We start from the raw sequence: 17,353 nt of genomic DNA on the forward strand, positions 1-17,353 counted from the left end.
ATTATATTATATTTTATATAAGTTATTAGTTATACGAGATTTAAAATTAATACTTTTTAAGTGTTTGGATATTTAATACCATTCCAGTAAACATTATTTTTTAATATAACATCCTCTGAAAGATTTACTCCCTCTAAAGCCCACTTCTTCCATTCCATAAATCCTGTTCTATCTATGATATATCCAATGTGTTCTTTTCCACCTGGTGCATCTTTATCGATGTATTCAGTAACATACTTATAAGTGTTTTCTATGATTTTAACTATACTATCTTCATCAACCCATATTAAGAAATCTTCTCCAAGTCTTGGATTTTTCTTACCAGTTCTACCCATAATAGAAAGTCTATAATATTTTTTCTTACTTCTTGTCCAAGCTCTTGTAGGACATGCCATTACACATTCTCCACAACCTATACACTTGCTAGCATCTCTTTTTACTTTATAATTTTCAAAAGTTAATGCACCTGTTGCTTTCTTCTTGCAAGCTTTAACACAGGCTTGGCAACTTATACATCTATAGTAATCATATTGTGGCTCTGTCATACCTATTATTCCAAAATCATGCATTCTTGCCTTTATACAATCATTTGGACATCCTGTAAGAGCAACCTTAAAGTGAAGATCATTTGGAAAAATTGCATCTTCTATTCTTTTAGCAAAGTTTGCTGTATTATAGTTTGCAAATGGACAAACATTATTACCAATACAAGCTGATACATTTCTTGTTCCTGCTGCTGTATATCCACCGCCTGGAACTTCTTGATTTATTTCTAATCCTTCGATTATAGGTTGTAACATTTCATTAACTTCTGGGATATTTTCCATTTTTATATCTGGAATTTCAAATCCTTGTCTAGTTGTTATATGAACTGTTCCATTACCGTACTTGTCTGCTATTTCTTGAATCATACCTAAATATTTTGCATCTAAATGTCCACCAGGAACTCTAACTCTTGAAGCAGTATATCCTCTTTTTTTAGTTACTCTAAATGCATTCTTTTTAAGCTTCTTTGTATTTATATCCATAAGTCTTTCTCCCTCCTAATCTCTTAAAAGTTTACCTTTTGTATAATTGAAAACTGGTCCATCTAAACATATGTAAGTATCATCTATCTTACAATGTCCACATTTACCTAATCCACAACACATTTTTCTCTCTTGTGAAATCCATATGTTTTCTTCTTTAATTCCAAGCTTTAGGAATTCCATAACAGTAAACTTCATCATCATAGGTGGTCCTACAACTATAATTTGAACATTTTCTTTATCCTTTATATCAAGTTCTGGAATAAACTTAGTTACAAGTCCAGTGTGTCCAATATATCCTTCTTCAGCTGAATCAACAGTAACTATTAAATTCATCTTGTCATTCCATCTCTTTAAATCTTCTTTAAACAGCATATCTTTAGGGCTCTTGAATCCTGTGATTAAAGTTAATCCCTTAGTTTCATTAGTATTAGTAGCAAAGTAATCAACTACTCCTCTTACTGGTGAAAGTCCTGTTCCTCCAGCTACTACTATTAACTCTTTATTTTTATAAATATCTAAGTCAAAACCATTTCCATATGGTCCTCTCATAAATAATTTATCTCCAACATAGTTTTTAAATATTTCATTAGTAACTTTACCAACTCTTCTTATAGTTAAGTCAACAAAGTTTTCTCCAATACCACTTACTGAAATTGGTGCTTCCCCATATCTTGGTATTGATACTTCAAAGAATTGTCCTGGTTTTACTTCACCTTCAAATTCCATTCTAAATGTATATTCTATATCTGTATGTTCAATTACTTCTAATATTTTTGAAGGAAATGGTATATAATCATTATTTGTCATTTGAATTCACCTCATCCATTGCATCTTGTAGTTTGTTTATACATCCTGGTACACTAATGTATTCTGGGCATATATCATCACATCTTCCACATCCAACACACATGTGATATCCCCATCTCTTTTTATAGTCATAAACTTTATGCATGATCTTAAATCTCATCTTTTGACCATTAGCTTTTCTAAATTCATGACCACCAGCCATTGTTGTGTATCCTGGTACTTGGCATGAAGCCCAAACTCTTCTTCTTTCTCCTATATTCTCATTATCACTGTAGTAGATATCTTGCATTGTATTACAAGTACATGTAGGGCAAACAAAGTTACATCTTCCACAAGCTATACATCTTTCTGAGTATTCGTCCCACATTTTTGAATCCATAACATCTAATGTTAAGTTTTCTGGTATATTAACCTTTATTTTATTTTCTGTTACGAAATCTGGATTAACTTCCATTTCCATTTTAGGAGTTTCATTAAAGTATTCCTTTAATTCATCATCCTTTATATCTAAATACGCATATCCATCAGAAACCTTTAAATACGCATCATAATTATCTGATTTATTAGTTTCCATATCCACACAATAGCAGTTATCAAAACTTTTTTCACATCCTATAAGAACAAACTTAACGCCCTCTCTTAGTTTTTTGTAGTATGGATCCACAAATCCATTTCTTAGATATATATCATCTACTCTCTTTACACCATGTAAATCACAGCTTCTTACAAATATTATTTGAGGCTTTTCATTAACTACTGGCTCTTTATATTCATCTTGTGTAAAGAATAATATAGTTTGAGTTATAGGAAGTAATGCTTCCTTATATGAGTAGTCTGACTTTCTATTAAATTCTATATCCTCTACTCTTTTAACTTCATCATATCTTACTATATCTGTTTCTGAGCATCTTCCAGCACCTTCTACAACTATTGGCGCTACTATTTTATAGCTACCTGACATTTTTTCAAACACACTGTTTAAATCTTTAGTTCTAATTTTAAATCCCATAATAAACTCCTTCCTAATGAGCTTTTTTATTTCTTGAAATCATATAATATGGGATAGCAACAAACAATACTCCTCCTACAATATTACCTAATGTAACAAACAATAGGTTGTACAAAATTCCACCTAGAGTAACTGTTCCATGAGGCAGTAGATAACCTATAACTAATAATGTCATATTTGCTACACTATGTTCAAAGCCAATTGCAAAGAATACATATACACAAAGTGTCATCATTAATATTTTAGCGGTTTCATCTTTCATTTTGTAAGCACACCAAACTGCTAAACACACAAGTATATTACACAATATACCTCTAATAAATAATTCATTAGGTAAAACATTAATCTTATTCATAGCATAATTTGCCATATAATTACCTGCAGTACCTCTCCACAATCCAGAAGCATAATAAAGAAAAGCTGCTAAAATCGATCCTATGAAGTTTCCTATATAACTTACACTCCATATTTTAAGTACATCTCTGACTTTAACTTCTTCTCCTAGATACCCTGAAGCCATAACTAAACTGTTACTTGTAAAGAGCTCTGCTCCTGCAAAAATAACTAATGATAATGCAACTGAAAATGATAGTCCCATAACTATTTTAGTAAATTCTGATCCAGCCTCATTTAATGTTCCACCCACAGTGTAAGCGAGCATTATTCCAAATCCCACAAAAAGACCTGCATGCATAGCACTTATTACATAACCTTTTCTGTTATCCTCTAAAAAATTAGTTTTTTTTCTAGATAGTGCTATTAGCCTACCAAAATCTTCTCCATACATTGTTGATTCCCCCTTATTATATTCCCTTTCTAATTTGACATCTGTGATAATTATCACAAACTTTTAAAATAATTTGATAGTTTTTCTTTATCTTTTACTATAAATTTTCTTTTATCTTTTCTTATAAGTCCTTCTTTTTCTAAAATTTTAAGTGCTCTTGAGATAGTTTCTCTTGGCATTCCAAACATATCTGAAAGATATGTTATGCTTATTTTTAGATTTATTATTGTTTCTCCATCTTCCTCTACACCATAATCCTTAGCTAACTTCCAAAGCTTTGCTGCAAGTCTTTTTTCTATTTTTAAAGGAGTAGAATTCTTCATTTGTCTATATAATCTTCTTACCTTTAAAGATAATGTTCCTATAACCTGCTTTGTAAGTTCAAAATCTTCACTCATAATCCTTATAAATTTATTTCTATCAAAGACAAAGAGTTCTCCATCGTCAAACATTTCACAACTTATAGATGCTTTCATCTTTTCTAAGACAACTTCATTTACTATATTCCCTTCCCCTAATATAAATATAACTTTCTTATGAGCAGCTTCATTTAATTTGTATAAAGATACTTTTCCACTGTAGACTACATAGATACTATCTATAAAGTCTTTATCTCTAAATATATGTTGACCTTTTTTAAAAGCTGTTTTTTCTCCAATCAAACATAACTTCTCTAAAGTTTTATCTGATATACATTGGAATGTTTTGCATTGTTTTAGTTCATTTAAAATTATCATAATATCACCCGTAAACGTCCATTTCTTTATTACTATACTTAGATTCTATAACAAATTCAATACTTTTCTCAATTTATTATTGGATATTTTTTGTTATTATGGAAACAATAAAAATAATTAAATTTTTAAGGAGGAAAAAAGTATGAGAATTCCAAATCATATTGGTATAATTCCCGATGGTAATAGAAGGTATGCAGTATCTCTTGGTTTAACTAAAGATAAAGGATATTCTAGTGGTATATTGCCTGGACTTATATTATTTAAACAGTGTCAAAACTTAGGAATTAAAGAATTAACCTTCTATGGATTTACAATAGATAACACAAAAAGGCCTTCAGTACAAAAGGATGCCTTTACTTATGCATGCATTGAATCAGTAAAACTTCTTGAGAAAGAAGACTGTGAAATATTAGTTATGGGAAATGCAGAATCTAAAAATTTTCCTAAAGAGTTACTTAAGTATACCTCTAGAAAGAAAATTGGAAAAGGCGGAATTAAAGTTAATTTCCTTATAAACTATGGCTGGGAATGGGATTTATATTCTCTTAAGAAAAGTACCGATCTTAAGAAAAATATTTCTAGCTCAATTCAATCTACTGATATATCTCGTATAGATTTAATAATACGCTGGGGAGGAAGACGAAGATTAAGTGGATTCTTACCAATACAATCTGTTTATTCTGATTTTTATATTATCGATGACTTTTGGCCTAACTTTAAAGAAACAGATCTTTTTGACGCATTATCTTGGTATGATAAGCAGGATATAACACTTGGAGGTTAAAATGAACAAAAATATTTTAGTGGTTGGAAGCGGAATAGGTGGCTTATCTGCAGCTATCCGTCTTCAAAATGAAGGATATGCTGTTACATTATTAGAAAAAAATTCTTTTTTAGGTGGTAAGACTTCTAATTTATCTTGTAACGGATTTAAATTCGATTTATGTGCTACTATCCCTGTAATATTTGATCCTTATATAGAATTATTTAAAGATATAAATGAAAATATACATGATTATATAGATATATCATTGATAGATCCACTATATAAAGTTTTTTTTGAAAATAATAATAGTAATTATATATTTTCTTCCTGTATTCCAAAGCTTACAGAAACTATATCTAATATTGATAATAGAGATTTTAAAAACTATTTATCATTAATCTCTAAGTCATATATAGATTTTACTGAAATAAATAATGTTTTTTTGAAAGTACCTTTAACTACTAATAAAGATATATTAAAATTGAAAAATATTAAAACATTAATTAATAAAGATTTAGATTCTACATGCTATGAATACTTAAAGGATAATTTAAAAAGTGAGTTATTAATAAACTCATTGTTATTTCAAAGTATGTATATGGGTGTATCTCCTTATAATACTTCATCTTTATTTACTATTCTTCCTCTAATAAATTATTCAACAGGTATGTTTTTTATTAGAGGTGGTATATCATCTTATATTAAATCTTTAGTCTCTATCTTTAAAAAACGAGGTGGAAATATAAAAATAAACTCTGAAGTTACAAAATTTATTTTTAATAACAGAACATGTATTGGTGTTCTTCTTAAAAATAATGAACAATTGTTCTCAGATATAGTAGTTTGTAATGCTGATGTCCCTTATGCACTAGAAAACTTACTTCCAAAAGAACTTAATATAAAAAATAAATATAACTCTGCTAATGATTTTTCTTGTTCATCATTTATAATGCATTTAGTTATAGATAAAAGAATTCCTCAATTATCTATTCATAATTCTATTATAAGTGAAAATTTTAAATATAATATAGAAGCACCTTTTAATGGATATTTACAAACTAATCCTCATCTATATGTATATTGCCCTACAAGAATCAATAAAACTGGTAATTACGAACTAATAACTATTAATTTACGAGTTCCTAATTTACTTTTTAATAATGTAACTTGGAATAATAAAACTATATACTCATTAAAAAATAGTATAATCAACACATTAGAAAAACATCTAAAAATATCTAACTTGCAAAATTATATAAAATATGAAAAGTATATAACTCCACTAGATTTTTTAAATGCTTTCAATAGTTATGCTGGTGCTGGATATGGAATAAATCATTCCTTTAAGAACTTACTATTTTTTAGACCTCAATGTAAAATAAAAGGATTAAATAACTTATACTTTGTAGGTGCATCAACTCATCCTGGTGCTGGCGTATCTATAGTTCTAAACTCTAGTAAAATAGCAGTTTCCACCATAAACGAAGATATAAAAAAGCAACAATAATACTTTAATATTGTTGCTTTTTTAATAAGATTCTAAATTTAGCGCCTTTATCTTCATCAATAAAATATATCTTCCCATTATGCTTTTCTATTACTTTCTTACTTATTGAAAGTCCAAGTCCAGTACCTCCATCAGTTCCTCGGCTCTCATCTCCTCTTACAAATTCATCAAATAATGTATCTTTAATCTTTTGTGGTATTCCTACACCATTATCACTTATCAGTATTTCAACATTATCACTAGTTTCTATTAACTCTACTTTTATATATGTAGCATTCACATTGTACTTAATAGAATTCTCTATTATATTACTTATTCCTCTTCTTATTAATTTTAAATCTAGTCTTAAAAATATAGGTCCTTCAGGAATATCTATTATAGGCTCTATATTAAGATTCTCTATTTCTTCGTAAAATTCTAATACAATAAATCTTAATTCTTCTGTTATATCAATATCCTCTAAATTTATAATTAATTTATCATTGTTTAATTTTACGAATTCAAACAATTCTTCTATAAGTTCACTTACTCTTTCTGATTTTTTATATAAGGTTTTAAAATATTCTTTTCTCTTATTTTCATCTTCTATCATCTCTTCATAAAGTGCCATTGAATAACTTTTAATAGTCGTCATAGGAGTTTTTATATCATGAGCTAAATCAAGCATAAGTTTATTCTTACTTTCTTCTAACCTCTTATTTTCCTCTTCACTTTTTTTAAGCTTATTTATTAGAAAATTCAACGTCTCTTTTACACCTTGAAACTCTTCTTCCCCATTTATCGTTAAAGGTTCATTATAATTACCATTTATAATATCAACTAAAGTATCATCTATTTCTTTTAATGGTTTACTAATCTTTCTTGCTGTCCATATACTATATATAATTATACAAAATAAAGCTATACCTACAGTTATTGCAAACACTTTTCCATATTCTTTATAAAAAGGTTTACTAACACTAAGAGGCATCTCTAATAGATTAACATTAAATGTGAATTTCTCCTTAGGAAGCCTTAATATAGTAATATATTCTTCACCCTTTTTATTTTTAATATTATTTAAGAATACCTGATATGATCCAACTTCCTTTTTACTAGCAATATTAAGTAATTCTTTATCTGTATAGTGATCTTTATTTACAGATATATTCCCTATTCTTTTTTTTACATTTCCAGATAAATCTAGTATCTCAATCTCACCTTTTAATTTTTTTAATTCATCAACATTAATTATGTTATAATCTATATATTTTCCATTAATTATATCTAAAACTGGTATACTACTCTTATCTATAACCTTAGATAATTCTATACCTAGGTATGCATAAGATACTAAACATATGCATCCAAGAATAATAACAAAACTTGTATATCTTTTAAAAACAGTTACTACAAGCTTATCCTTCCTCTTTTCTTTATTAAATATCCACATTTTTCTCAAATTTATATCCTAACCCTCTTATTGTTTTTAAGTATTTCGGTTTTTTAGAATTATCTTCTATTTTTTCTCTAAGTCTACTTATGTGAACCATTATGGTATTATCTCCTCCTAAAAATACCTCATTCCATACTTCTTCAAATATTTGATTTTTTGTAAGTATTCTACCTGCATTCTCCATAAGATACTTAATTATCTTGTATTCTATTGAAGTAAGCTCTAATTCTTTATCTCTAAAACGAACTTTTACATTATATCTATCTAATTCAACTTCTCCAATTTTTATAATCTCTTTTCCATCGCTCTCTCCATCTATTAATTTATAAACTCTTCTAAGCTGTGCTTTAACTCTTGCAACTACCTCTAAAGGATTAAATGGCTTAGTTATATAATCATCAGCACCTATATTTAATCCTAGAATTTTATCTTCATCCCTACTTTTAGCTGAAAGCATTATTATTGGAATATTTGAATTTTCTCTTAATTCTTTAACTACTCTAATTCCATTTATTTTTGGCATCATTATATCTATAACAGCAATATTTACATCATTATTCTTATATATCTCTAAAGCCTCGACTCCATTGGTTGCCTTTAAAATTTTATATCCCTCTTTAGATAAATAGACTTCTAAAACATCTAATATCTCTTTTTCATCATCGCATAATAAAATACTGTATCTCAAATTTTATCCCTACCTTATAAAAATTTATAATAAAAAAGCCCAATATATACATTGGACTTCCTTTATTATAACATATTTTTCTATTCTAAATGAAAGATTTAACAAATACTATTAATATTAATGCTGGTGTTATATATCTTACTAAGAAAGTAATAAAGTTAACTAATTTTTCATTCTTTAATGTACCATCATTTGTTAATTGAGATGTATAAACTTTATTGCTAATAACGTGTCCCATAAGTATAGTAACTAAGAATCCGTTAATAGGTAACAATACATTTGATATAATTGCATTAAAGAAATCAAAGAATGTTAAACCAAATATAGTTACATTAGCTAATGGTGCATCTGGATTTGCAGATAATGATGCTAATGATCCAAATACTATTATTATAATTATATTTATTATTATAGCTTTTACTCTTCCAATTTTAAATTGCTCTGAAAAAGTAGCAATTAAAACTTCCATAATTGATATCATAGCCATTGTTGCTGCCATAGCTGTAAGTAAGAAGAATACTACTGCAAGTATTGTTCCACCTGGCATTTTTGAAAAGATTAAAGGTACTGTATTAAATAATAATCCTGGACCACTTGCTGGAGTTTGCCCAAAAGAAAATACAGCTGGGAATATAGCAATACCTGCAATTAATGATACACATGTATCTGCAACTGCAACTTTTGCTCCTGTAGCTATTAAATTATTATCATCTGTAAAATAACTACTATATGTAACCATTGACCCTGTACCAACAGATAATTTAAAGAAAGCTAATCCTAAAGCTGATAAAAATACACTAAAAGTAACTTTGCTAAAATCAGGCTTAAATAAGAAGTCTATTCCTCCCATTGCATTTGGTAGACTTACACTTCTTATTGCACATAGTGCAAGTAATACTATAAGAACTGGCATTAATGTCTTAGTTAATTTTTCTATTCCACTTTTAACTCCCATTGTAAGAATAACTCCTCCAACTACTAAAGCTAAAAGCTGCCATAAAATTGGACTTATTGGTCCCAAACTTGTTTGGTTAAACATAGTTGCAACCTGTTGTGCATCAGCACCCTTAAATGCTCCTGTTAATGCTTTAAATACGTATGAATATACCCATCCTGTAACTACAGTATAAAAGAATAACATACAAAATGATGCTGTAACACCAAATATACCTATAACTCTAAACATTTTTTTATCTGTTATAGATGATACTGCTCCATAAATATTTTTTCTTGTTTGTCTTCCTAAAGCAAACTCACTTATAAGGGTTGGAAGCCCTATTATTAGAACACAAGCTAAGTAAATAAGTATAAATGTTGCTCCTCCATTTTCCCCTACAACATAAGGGAACATCCATATATTTCCTAAACCAACACATGAACTTAATGTAGCAAAAAAAACTGCTAATCCTGACGAGAATTTCTCTCTATTTTCTTCCACACTATCCTCTCCATTTTCACTAAATTTATCACTAGTAGATTATATACTTATCATTGTCATATTTTCAATCTTTTTATATTATATTTTAACTTTTGTTCATGTTATAGGAATATTTTAATAAATTTATAAGAAAAAGCAAGAAAAACTGCATACTATATTCTACAGTTTTTCCTTTAATATATTATTTTATTAATTTTATCTATTAATTTATTTTACTTACATCAAAGGGATTATTTTGATTGGATGAGAAGTTTAACAATTTGCCTCTCCTCTCCATTTTACAATTGGATATTTATCTCTATATTGTCTAAATAATTCTTTAAAATACTTTAGAGACTAGACATGAAGTATTTTATCCATCACTAAATATACTTTGTAATATAACTAAATTTAGTGATAAAGTTATTACAAAAAAAAGAATACTCTAACTGTTTTAAAAGGGATGGCTATTCATATTAACCCTTCAAATAAATATATTTATTTGTCAAAAAGAAAAAACGTAATCTACCCGTATCATACTAAATAAACAAGACTCCTAAACTTTAGGAGTCTTTTATTAAACGTATTAGATTATATTCTTTCTTTTACTATAAACTCTTCTATAACTTTAGCTACACCATCATTATTATTTGTATCAGTTATATAATTTGCAATTTCTTTTATCTTATCACAAGCATTACCCATTGCAACACCAAGTCCTGCATATTCAATCATTGAGAAATCATTCATTTCATCTCCAACTGCAATTACTTCTTCTTCCTTTATCCCTAAATGCTCAGCTAAAAGTTTAATTCCAATACCTTTACCTGATTCTTTATTTAAGAATTCTAAGAAAAATGGTGCACTCTTTGCAACAGTATACTTTTCATAAACTTCCTTAGGCAGCTTCTTTATTCCTTCATCTAAAACATCAGGCTCATCAATCATCATTACTTTTATTATTTCATCATCATCTTTTATATCTTTAAAGTCATCTATATGAAAGTCTATATTATTATGATGAGCTTCATATGAAGTATATTTATTTTCCTTAGGAGTTATAAGCCCCTTCTCTTTTGAGAAACCATGTATATTTAATCCCGCTTCATCTGCTAATCCCTTTAGGTATTTAAGATCACTACCTTTAATAGTTACATCGCAAACAACATCTCTACTCTTAGTTTTTTGTACTAAACATCCATTATAACTAAGAACATAATCATCTTCACCTAAAAGATCTAACTCTTCCAAATATTTTAATAATCCGTCTATTGGTCTACCTGAAGCTAGTACAACATAAACTCCAAGTTCTTTAGCTTTTCTTAAAGCTTCTTTAGTTTTTTCTGATACTTTTTTATCATCATTTAATAGAGTACCATCCATATCTAATGCTATTAACTTATACATATTTTTTGCTCTCTCCTAACTCTATATTGTAATTTAAACATTTTTATTATATCATACTTTACGTTTTCTAATAGTCTTATAAATAAAGTAAACTGCAACAATAGTAATAACAATTTCTATACCTTTAGCACCTTGCGAAATGACTTCATAACTAATAAGCACTTCTAATAAAATTGATGGTATCTTTCCAACTAATGTAGCTAAATTATATCTAAAATCATCTATATTAGATAGTGCCGCTGCAAGTGTTACGAATCCTGAAGGTATAAATGGAATTATTCTACCTTGAATTATTAAAAATGCTGCTCTATTTCCACTACTTTTTGCAATTTTTTTTAAAAGTTCATGCTTATCTGTAAAATTATTAAAACTCTTTTTAAATCCCTTTCTATATAACCTAAATGTAATCCAACCACCAATGACTTCTCCAAGTAGCGATATAAAAAAGCCCCATACAGGACCAAAAAATAATATATTTGCTCCTGTAACAAAGACAGAAGGTATTACCCCAGATATAGCTATAAGTATACTAATTACTATACTAATCAATATTGCTATTTCACTATAATTATTTAATAGGTTCAAAACTCCATCTACACTAAACATATAAAATCCCCTTCATTTTTATTTATTATAAGACAAATATTTAAGCATATCTACTATTAATTTATATTTTCTTTTGAATTCACATTAATATGTGCTAATTCATAGTATATAAAAGAATTTTATAATACCAATTAAATAACCAGGAGGTAATTGAATGTTTGCTATTAATCCAAACTCAATATCTAACATTAATCCCAAGAGCTTTGATATAGAATTAACTTCAAATTTCACAAATACAACTAAAGTATCTATTTCTTCAATAGAAGACCCTAATATGGAATTAAAGTTTTCAGTAGTTAAAAGCTCTCTTAATGATTCTGAAACAGTAAGAACTATACTCTTTGATGATTCTACTCTTCTAAAAGTTAATGAATCTTATACCGTTGTAATTTCAGATAATGGTATAGATTTATTTAATCAAACTATATTAGTTGAAGATTTTCCTGCTATTATAAATGCAGATGTAAGAACTTACGGTAATCGTATAATAGAAGTAGTATTTCCTTACCCAGTAAAAAATCTTGATAAAATAGAGCCAAGTGGAACTAAAAATTTAAATAACTTCTATGCAATATATTTTAATAGAGATGTTATAGGAGCAACTACCCAACCTAATGCTGGCGATTCAATTGACTGGAAAGGATACTTTACTATTGATGATGATGAAAAATTATTCACTGCAACAGTAAGCCCTGACCAAAAATCTATTGAAATACAATCAAATATAAAAAATCTTCCTATAGGCGATACTCACAGCTTAACTATAAACTATACTAGACTTCAAGGATCTAATATTACAGATAAGTCTTCTATATTAGTTGACTATTCTAAAGAAGAACGTGAAATACCTATAATGGAAAAACCATTCAGCTTAAGAAGTGATCAGTATCCTACAAAACCAGTTAATATTACACCTATTTCTTTAACTGAATTCATAGTAACTTTTGATAAAGAAGTTCTATTAAGAAAGGAAGATGTTATAGCTGCAGATGGTTCAAACATTGGATATGTAATGTGTAACGGAGTTTCTAAAGAAATAGATTCACGTGAAAGAGTTGGATCTGATAAAAAGAGCTTAAAATACACACTAAAATATACAACTCCACTTACAGCTGGTAATGTTGAACTTGTAGTAAGCCCTATAACTGACGCCTCAGGTTTTACAACAAAAATAGTTCCTTTAACTACAACTATTACTGCTGCTTCACCAACGCTTGATGCTGTATACCAAGATACTTCTAATCCTACTTCAACTACAACTAAAATAAACCTTAAGTATTCTTGGGATATGAATATTGCTTCAGCTAAAAATTTAAGCAACTATGTCCTAAATAGTAATACATCACCTACAGATCCTATTACAATAACTTCTATAACCAATTCAACTGATCCTACAAACGAATTTGTTATAGAAACAGCTAAACTACCTGCTGGAAATTATACTCTATGCGTTTCAAATGTAGCTGATATATTTGGAATTCCGATAGTTGATGTATGCAAAACATTTGATATAGTAGATTTAGCAGTTCCAACAGTTGAAAAAATATTAATGCCTGATCCTGATAAAGATGTGCTTTTAGTAATGTTTGATGGAGTAATGAACGTAAGTGATGAGCACGGAGCAAATTTAGCTACTAATTATAGATTAATTGAAACTCCAGGAACTACTGATCCAATTCCTCTAAGTGAATCTATTAAAGTTGATTCATTAAATTCAAACAAATGGATGAGGTTAAACCTATCTAGTAAATTTGATGCAACTGTAAATACAAGTGCAATTAATATAGGATATGCAAGACTTAGAGATATTATATATGTAACTAATCAATCAGGTAATATATTCCCTATAAGTAAAGAAAGTACTATTACAGCACTAGTTCCAGAACTTGATATTGCTGGAGGCTCCATGAGTATTTTATCAGATAGTTCACTAAAATTTACAGCTAGTACTTCTAATGAATTTATGTTTAATCCTTCAACACTTTCGGCTGCTGACTTTAAATTTACTAAAAACTCAAATGTTACAACTCCTATTAATGTTACTTTATCAGATGATTATAAAACTCTTACATTCACATTCCCAACTGGAACCTTTGAATCATCTATTACTACTTTAGATATGACAACAACAGATACAGTTACTACTACAGATATATTTGGAAAGAAAATAAAAGCTTCAGCTACTTGTAATACTATTACATCAAATATGTTATCAGCTAGACTCGTTAGAGCCTATAAGGAATCACAAACGACTGGAACACCTTTCGTTACACTTACTGTAGGACTATTATTTGATAATGAGATAAATAAAGATTCTGTTACACTTTCTGACTTTACAGTAAAAACAGCCAATGAAGAGGATAATAAATTTATGGTATTATCAAAGGCTGAACTTTCTACTAGTGACACTAAGACTATATTATTAACTGTAGAATCTAATACTTTAAATTTATCAAGTATACCACTTTCTGTTTCAACAACTAAAGAACAAGATCAACTTTTAACTAAAGATGCTAAAGGAAATCCTATTACTCCATTCAAAGCTGATATTCAATAGAAATAGCTGTACAATTATAAAAGATAACTATATTAAACTCAATATTTTATTATAGTTATTAAGCCTATAGGAGATACTTAACTCTTATAGGCTTAATTATTTTAAACTTTATCTATATAACTTTACTTCACTCACTTTTTGTCTGTATTTGTCATAAGATAGTATAACAAAGAGTTTTTTGAGGTGAATTTATGGAAGCTCTAATATTAGTTTTTTCTCTTGTAATAGATTCATTTGTTGCAAGTATTGCATATAGTGCAGATAAAATTAAGATTCCTAATCTTTATATAATTATTATAAATATAGTATCCTGTTTAATTTTAACTTTTTCTCTGACTCTAGGAAATTATCTAGAGAATATAATGCCTGCATATCTACCTAAATATATAAGTTTTGGAATATTTATAATCTTAGGTGTTTATAAATTATTCGAGGGATTCTTTAAAAAATACATGGGGAAATTCTCAAAAAGTAAAGAACCATTAACATTTAAATTATTCGACTTCAGCTTTGCACTTCAAGTGTATATAGATGAAACAAAAGCAGATTTTGATGAATCAAAAATTATATCATTAAAAGAATCTATTTATCTAGCTATTGCACTTTCTATAGATAGCTTAGCCGTTGGTTTTGGAGCTAGTTTTATTAATATAAATCCAATACTTATGATATTATTCTGTTTTATTTTTGGAATATGTTCGATAAAACTCGGTTCCTTTGTAGGTAAAAAGTTATTGCCTGAAAACTCCAATAAAAATCTATCATGGCTTTCAGGAATATGTTTATTATTAATTGCATTTTTAAAACTATAATCTCACTAAAAAAGAGGCTATCATATAAGATAACCTCATTTTTTATACTTCTAATTCTTCAATTTGAACTAAATACTTAGAACAATTTGTGCAAACAATAACTGTAACTATATAGCTATCATCTACTTTTCCTTCTAACTCTAATCTATTAAATGTTAGATTCTCATATTCTTTTGATATATCACTTATAACATACTTTCCATCCTTGGTATAAATGTAGAAGTAATATTCTAAATATTCACTTATACTTTTCTTTTCCTTAAAATTAGCATTACATTCTTCACATGGACTACTATAATATGCTTTATCAAAAGCTATCTCTTCACCTTCATTTAAAAGCTTTAATATTATATCTATGTCTATATCCTTTATAGGACTTTCTTCATCATTAATTATTTCTATAAGATTACTTTTATCTAAATCATATGTCTTATCTTCATATTTAAAACTGTATTTCATTTATATACCTCTTTTCTATTAGTATTTATAATATTATACCATATAATACTTACTGTATATTACCACTATTAACTAAACTCTTATAATAAATATTATATAACTCATCATAACTTATATCTTCTGGATGATTTTTAAGTTTCTCTTTATTATTCCATATCTCATCTGTATATTTTTTTGCTTCTTCTTCTGTAATTGATAAATTATTAGTCTGTGTTAATTTAATTATAGCTTTCTCTAAATCATTAAGTGATGAAAAACCTAATATATTAACTATATTATTAACCTTTTTCTTATTTTTAAAACTATTTAAATACTCATTATATAAACAACAATTTGCTACTCCATGTGGAACTCCCTTATGATATGTTAGAGCATATCCCATTCCATGTGGTATAGATGTACCATTTTTAGATATTATTGCACCTGCTAAAGTTGATGACATCATTAGATTATTTCTATCTTCTTTAGTTAAAGCCCCATTTAAAAGTCCATCTAATGCTTCTCCCCATATCTTTAAAGCCTCTTGTGATAACTTATCTGTATATTCTGTAGCATTTCTATTTAAATATCCCTCAACAATGTGCGAGAATGCATCCATAGCTGTATTTCTTGTCATAGGAATATTTAACTTCTCTGTATATCTTGAATCAATAAATGCCATCTTTGGATATATTGTTTGACCTAAATTTCTCTTAACTTTTCCTATATGATCTGTAACTATAGCATATTGCGTTACTTCACTACCAGTTCCTGCTGTAGTTGGAACTGCTACAACTGGAATTCCTTCAAGATTCTTTTGACTAAATATACTTTCCTTTGTTAACTTTGGATTATTAATCATTAATGATATAGCTTTAGCAGCATCTAAAGGAGATCCTCCTCCAATTCCAATTACAAAATCTGCTTTTATAGCTTTACCTAGTTTACTTCCAGCTTCAATTGTCTCAAGTGATGGATTTTCCTCAACCTTATCAAAAATATAATACTCTTTATCGCAACTATCAAGTGCTATTAATATATCACTTAAAGCTCCATTTAATTTAGCTGATTTTCCTCCCATTACTATTAAAGCTCTATTACCTATCTTATTAAACTTATCACAATTATTTTTTATTGTATTTTCTCCGAAAAATACTTGTGTTGGAACTTTTAAATTAAACCTCAAAATTACCCCTCCATATTAAAAGATCTTAACCTTATAATCTTTATTTTAGCACTTTTGTATAAAATACCCAATACTATATATTATTTTAATTGTACTATTAATATGATTAAATATAAAATATCCATAAATTGTATACTATTTAAATTAAGCAATTAATCTATAA

General features: G+C 27.9%; 16 protein-coding genes. 4 read left to right on the forward strand and 12 right to left on the reverse strand.

The window, feature by feature from the left end; all coding sequences use genetic code 11:
* Positions 1-56: 56 nt before the first annotated feature.
* Genes asrC through K5V21_RS12335 form a run of 5 tightly spaced genes read right to left on the reverse strand, consistent with a single transcriptional unit; the run spans position 57 to position 4,371 of the window.
* Positions 57-1,028: a sulfite reductase subunit C gene (asrC, locus tag K5V21_RS12315; protein WP_221861495.1), complete on the reverse strand. Its 972-nt coding sequence runs from the start codon at positions 1,026-1,028 to the stop codon at positions 57-59.
* 15 nt (positions 1,029-1,043) lie between these two features.
* Positions 1,044-1,838, reverse strand: coding sequence for an anaerobic sulfite reductase subunit AsrB (asrB, locus tag K5V21_RS12320; protein WP_221861496.1), 795 nt, complete (start codon positions 1,836-1,838; stop codon positions 1,044-1,046).
* Complete coding sequence (gene asrA, locus K5V21_RS12325; RefSeq protein ID WP_221861497.1) at positions 1,828-2,847, reverse strand: anaerobic sulfite reductase subunit AsrA; 1,020 nt, start codon at positions 2,845-2,847, stop codon at positions 1,828-1,830. Before asrA ends, asrB begins: the two co-directional genes overlap by 11 nt.
* A 13-nt stretch (positions 2,848-2,860) precedes the next feature.
* The gene (locus tag K5V21_RS12330) at positions 2,861-3,634 is read right to left on the reverse strand and encodes a formate/nitrite transporter family protein (RefSeq protein WP_221861498.1); all 774 of its coding nucleotides are present in this window, start codon (positions 3,632-3,634) and stop codon (positions 2,861-2,863) included.
* Between the two features lie 53 nt (positions 3,635-3,687).
* On the reverse strand, positions 3,688-4,371 hold the full coding sequence (locus K5V21_RS12335) for a Crp/Fnr family transcriptional regulator (RefSeq protein ID WP_221861499.1): 684 nt from the start codon (positions 4,369-4,371) through the stop codon (positions 3,688-3,690).
* A gap of 142 nt (positions 4,372-4,513) precedes the next feature.
* Between K5V21_RS12335 and K5V21_RS12340 the strand changes: the two genes are divergently transcribed.
* Entirely contained in the window at positions 4,514-5,155 is a 642-nt protein-coding gene (locus tag K5V21_RS12340) for an undecaprenyl diphosphate synthase family protein (protein WP_221861500.1), read from the forward strand.
* Between the two features lies 1 nt (position 5,156).
* A complete protein-coding gene (locus K5V21_RS12345) occupies positions 5,157-6,644 on the forward strand; it encodes a phytoene desaturase family protein (RefSeq protein WP_221861501.1) in 1,488 nt (495 codons plus the stop codon).
* Between the two features lie 4 nt (positions 6,645-6,648).
* Here K5V21_RS12345 and K5V21_RS12350 read toward each other — a convergent pair whose 3' ends face one another.
* The 5 genes from K5V21_RS12350 to K5V21_RS12370 form a co-directional block, all read right to left on the reverse strand.
* Complete coding sequence (locus K5V21_RS12350; protein WP_245000716.1) at positions 6,649-8,076, reverse strand: HAMP domain-containing sensor histidine kinase; 1,428 nt, start codon at positions 8,074-8,076, stop codon at positions 6,649-6,651.
* The gene (locus K5V21_RS12355; protein WP_204593653.1) at positions 8,063-8,767 is read right to left on the reverse strand and encodes a response regulator transcription factor; all 705 of its coding nucleotides are present in this window, start codon (positions 8,765-8,767) and stop codon (positions 8,063-8,065) included. The genes K5V21_RS12350 and K5V21_RS12355 overlap by 14 nt, the downstream gene beginning before the upstream one ends.
* An 85-nt stretch (positions 8,768-8,852) precedes the next feature.
* Positions 8,853-10,205 carry a sodium-dependent transporter gene (locus tag K5V21_RS12360; protein ID WP_221861503.1) on the reverse strand — a complete coding sequence of 451 codons (1,353 nt, stop codon included), beginning with the start codon at positions 10,203-10,205 and terminating at the stop codon, positions 8,853-8,855.
* Between the two features lie 570 nt (positions 10,206-10,775).
* Complete coding sequence (yidA, locus tag K5V21_RS12365) at positions 10,776-11,591, reverse strand: sugar-phosphatase (RefSeq protein ID WP_221861504.1); 816 nt, start codon at positions 11,589-11,591, stop codon at positions 10,776-10,778.
* Between the two features lie 51 nt (positions 11,592-11,642).
* Positions 11,643-12,197 (reverse strand): TVP38/TMEM64 family protein, encoded by a 555-nt coding sequence (locus tag K5V21_RS12370; protein ID WP_204593650.1) that lies wholly within the window; start codon positions 12,195-12,197, stop codon positions 11,643-11,645.
* 154 nt (positions 12,198-12,351) lie between these two features.
* On the opposite strand from K5V21_RS12370, the gene K5V21_RS12375 reads away from it, so the two are divergent.
* Positions 12,352-14,754, forward strand: a complete 2,403-nt coding sequence (locus K5V21_RS12375) for a hypothetical protein (protein WP_221861505.1) — start codon at positions 12,352-12,354, stop codon at positions 14,752-14,754.
* A 191-nt stretch (positions 14,755-14,945) separates the two neighbouring features.
* Complete coding sequence (gene ytaF / locus K5V21_RS12380) at positions 14,946-15,566, forward strand: sporulation membrane protein YtaF (RefSeq protein ID WP_221861506.1); 621 nt, start codon at positions 14,946-14,948, stop codon at positions 15,564-15,566.
* A gap of 42 nt (positions 15,567-15,608) precedes the next feature.
* Here ytaF and K5V21_RS12385 read toward each other — a convergent pair whose 3' ends face one another.
* Together K5V21_RS12385 and K5V21_RS12390 are read right to left on the reverse strand one after the other, a co-directional pair.
* Positions 15,609-16,025 (reverse strand): DUF3785 family protein, encoded by a 417-nt coding sequence (locus K5V21_RS12385; protein ID WP_221861507.1) that lies wholly within the window; start codon positions 16,023-16,025, stop codon positions 15,609-15,611.
* A gap of 49 nt (positions 16,026-16,074) precedes the next feature.
* The gene (locus tag K5V21_RS12390; RefSeq protein WP_221861508.1) at positions 16,075-17,190 is read right to left on the reverse strand and encodes an iron-containing alcohol dehydrogenase family protein; all 1,116 of its coding nucleotides are present in this window, start codon (positions 17,188-17,190) and stop codon (positions 16,075-16,077) included.
* Positions 17,191-17,353: the final 163 nt, after the last annotated feature.

This window comes from Clostridium sardiniense, assembly GCF_019753795.1.
GTDB lineage: Bacteria > Bacillota > Clostridia > Clostridiales > Clostridiaceae > Clostridium > Clostridium sardiniense.

What these genes read in the sequence shown, in the direction of transcription:
- K5V21_RS12375 (WP_221861505.1), top strand. Translation starts at nt 12,352, where the DNA reads ATGTTTGCTATTAATCCAAACTCAATATCTAACATTAATCCCAAGAGC.
- ytaF (WP_221861506.1), top strand. Translation starts at nt 14,946, where the DNA reads ATGGAAGCTCTAATATTAGTTTTTTCTCTTGTAATAGATTCATTTGTT.
- asrC (WP_221861495.1), bottom strand. Translation starts at nt 1,028, where the DNA reads ATGGATATAAATACAAAGAAGCTTAAAAAGAATGCATTTAGAGTAACT.
- K5V21_RS12370 (WP_204593650.1), bottom strand. Translation starts at nt 12,197, where the DNA reads ATGTTTAGTGTAGATGGAGTTTTGAACCTATTAAATAATTATAGTGAA.
- asrB (WP_221861496.1), bottom strand. Translation starts at nt 1,838, where the DNA reads ATGACAAATAATGATTATATACCATTTCCTTCAAAAATATTAGAAGTA.
- yidA (WP_221861504.1), bottom strand. Translation starts at nt 11,591, where the DNA reads ATGTATAAGTTAATAGCATTAGATATGGATGGTACTCTATTAAATGAT.
- K5V21_RS12330 (WP_221861498.1), bottom strand. Translation starts at nt 3,634, where the DNA reads ATGTATGGAGAAGATTTTGGTAGGCTAATAGCACTATCTAGAAAAAAA.
- K5V21_RS12340 (WP_221861500.1), top strand. Translation starts at nt 4,514, where the DNA reads ATGAGAATTCCAAATCATATTGGTATAATTCCCGATGGTAATAGAAGG.
- K5V21_RS12335 (WP_221861499.1), bottom strand. Translation starts at nt 4,371, where the DNA reads ATGATAATTTTAAATGAACTAAAACAATGCAAAACATTCCAATGTATA.
- asrA (WP_221861497.1), bottom strand. Translation starts at nt 2,847, where the DNA reads ATGGGATTTAAAATTAGAACTAAAGATTTAAACAGTGTGTTTGAAAAA.
- K5V21_RS12350 (WP_245000716.1), bottom strand. Translation starts at nt 8,076, where the DNA reads ATGTGGATATTTAATAAAGAAAAGAGGAAGGATAAGCTTGTAGTAACT.
- K5V21_RS12345 (WP_221861501.1), top strand. Translation starts at nt 5,157, where the DNA reads ATGAACAAAAATATTTTAGTGGTTGGAAGCGGAATAGGTGGCTTATCT.
- K5V21_RS12385 (WP_221861507.1), bottom strand. Translation starts at nt 16,025, where the DNA reads ATGAAATACAGTTTTAAATATGAAGATAAGACATATGATTTAGATAAA.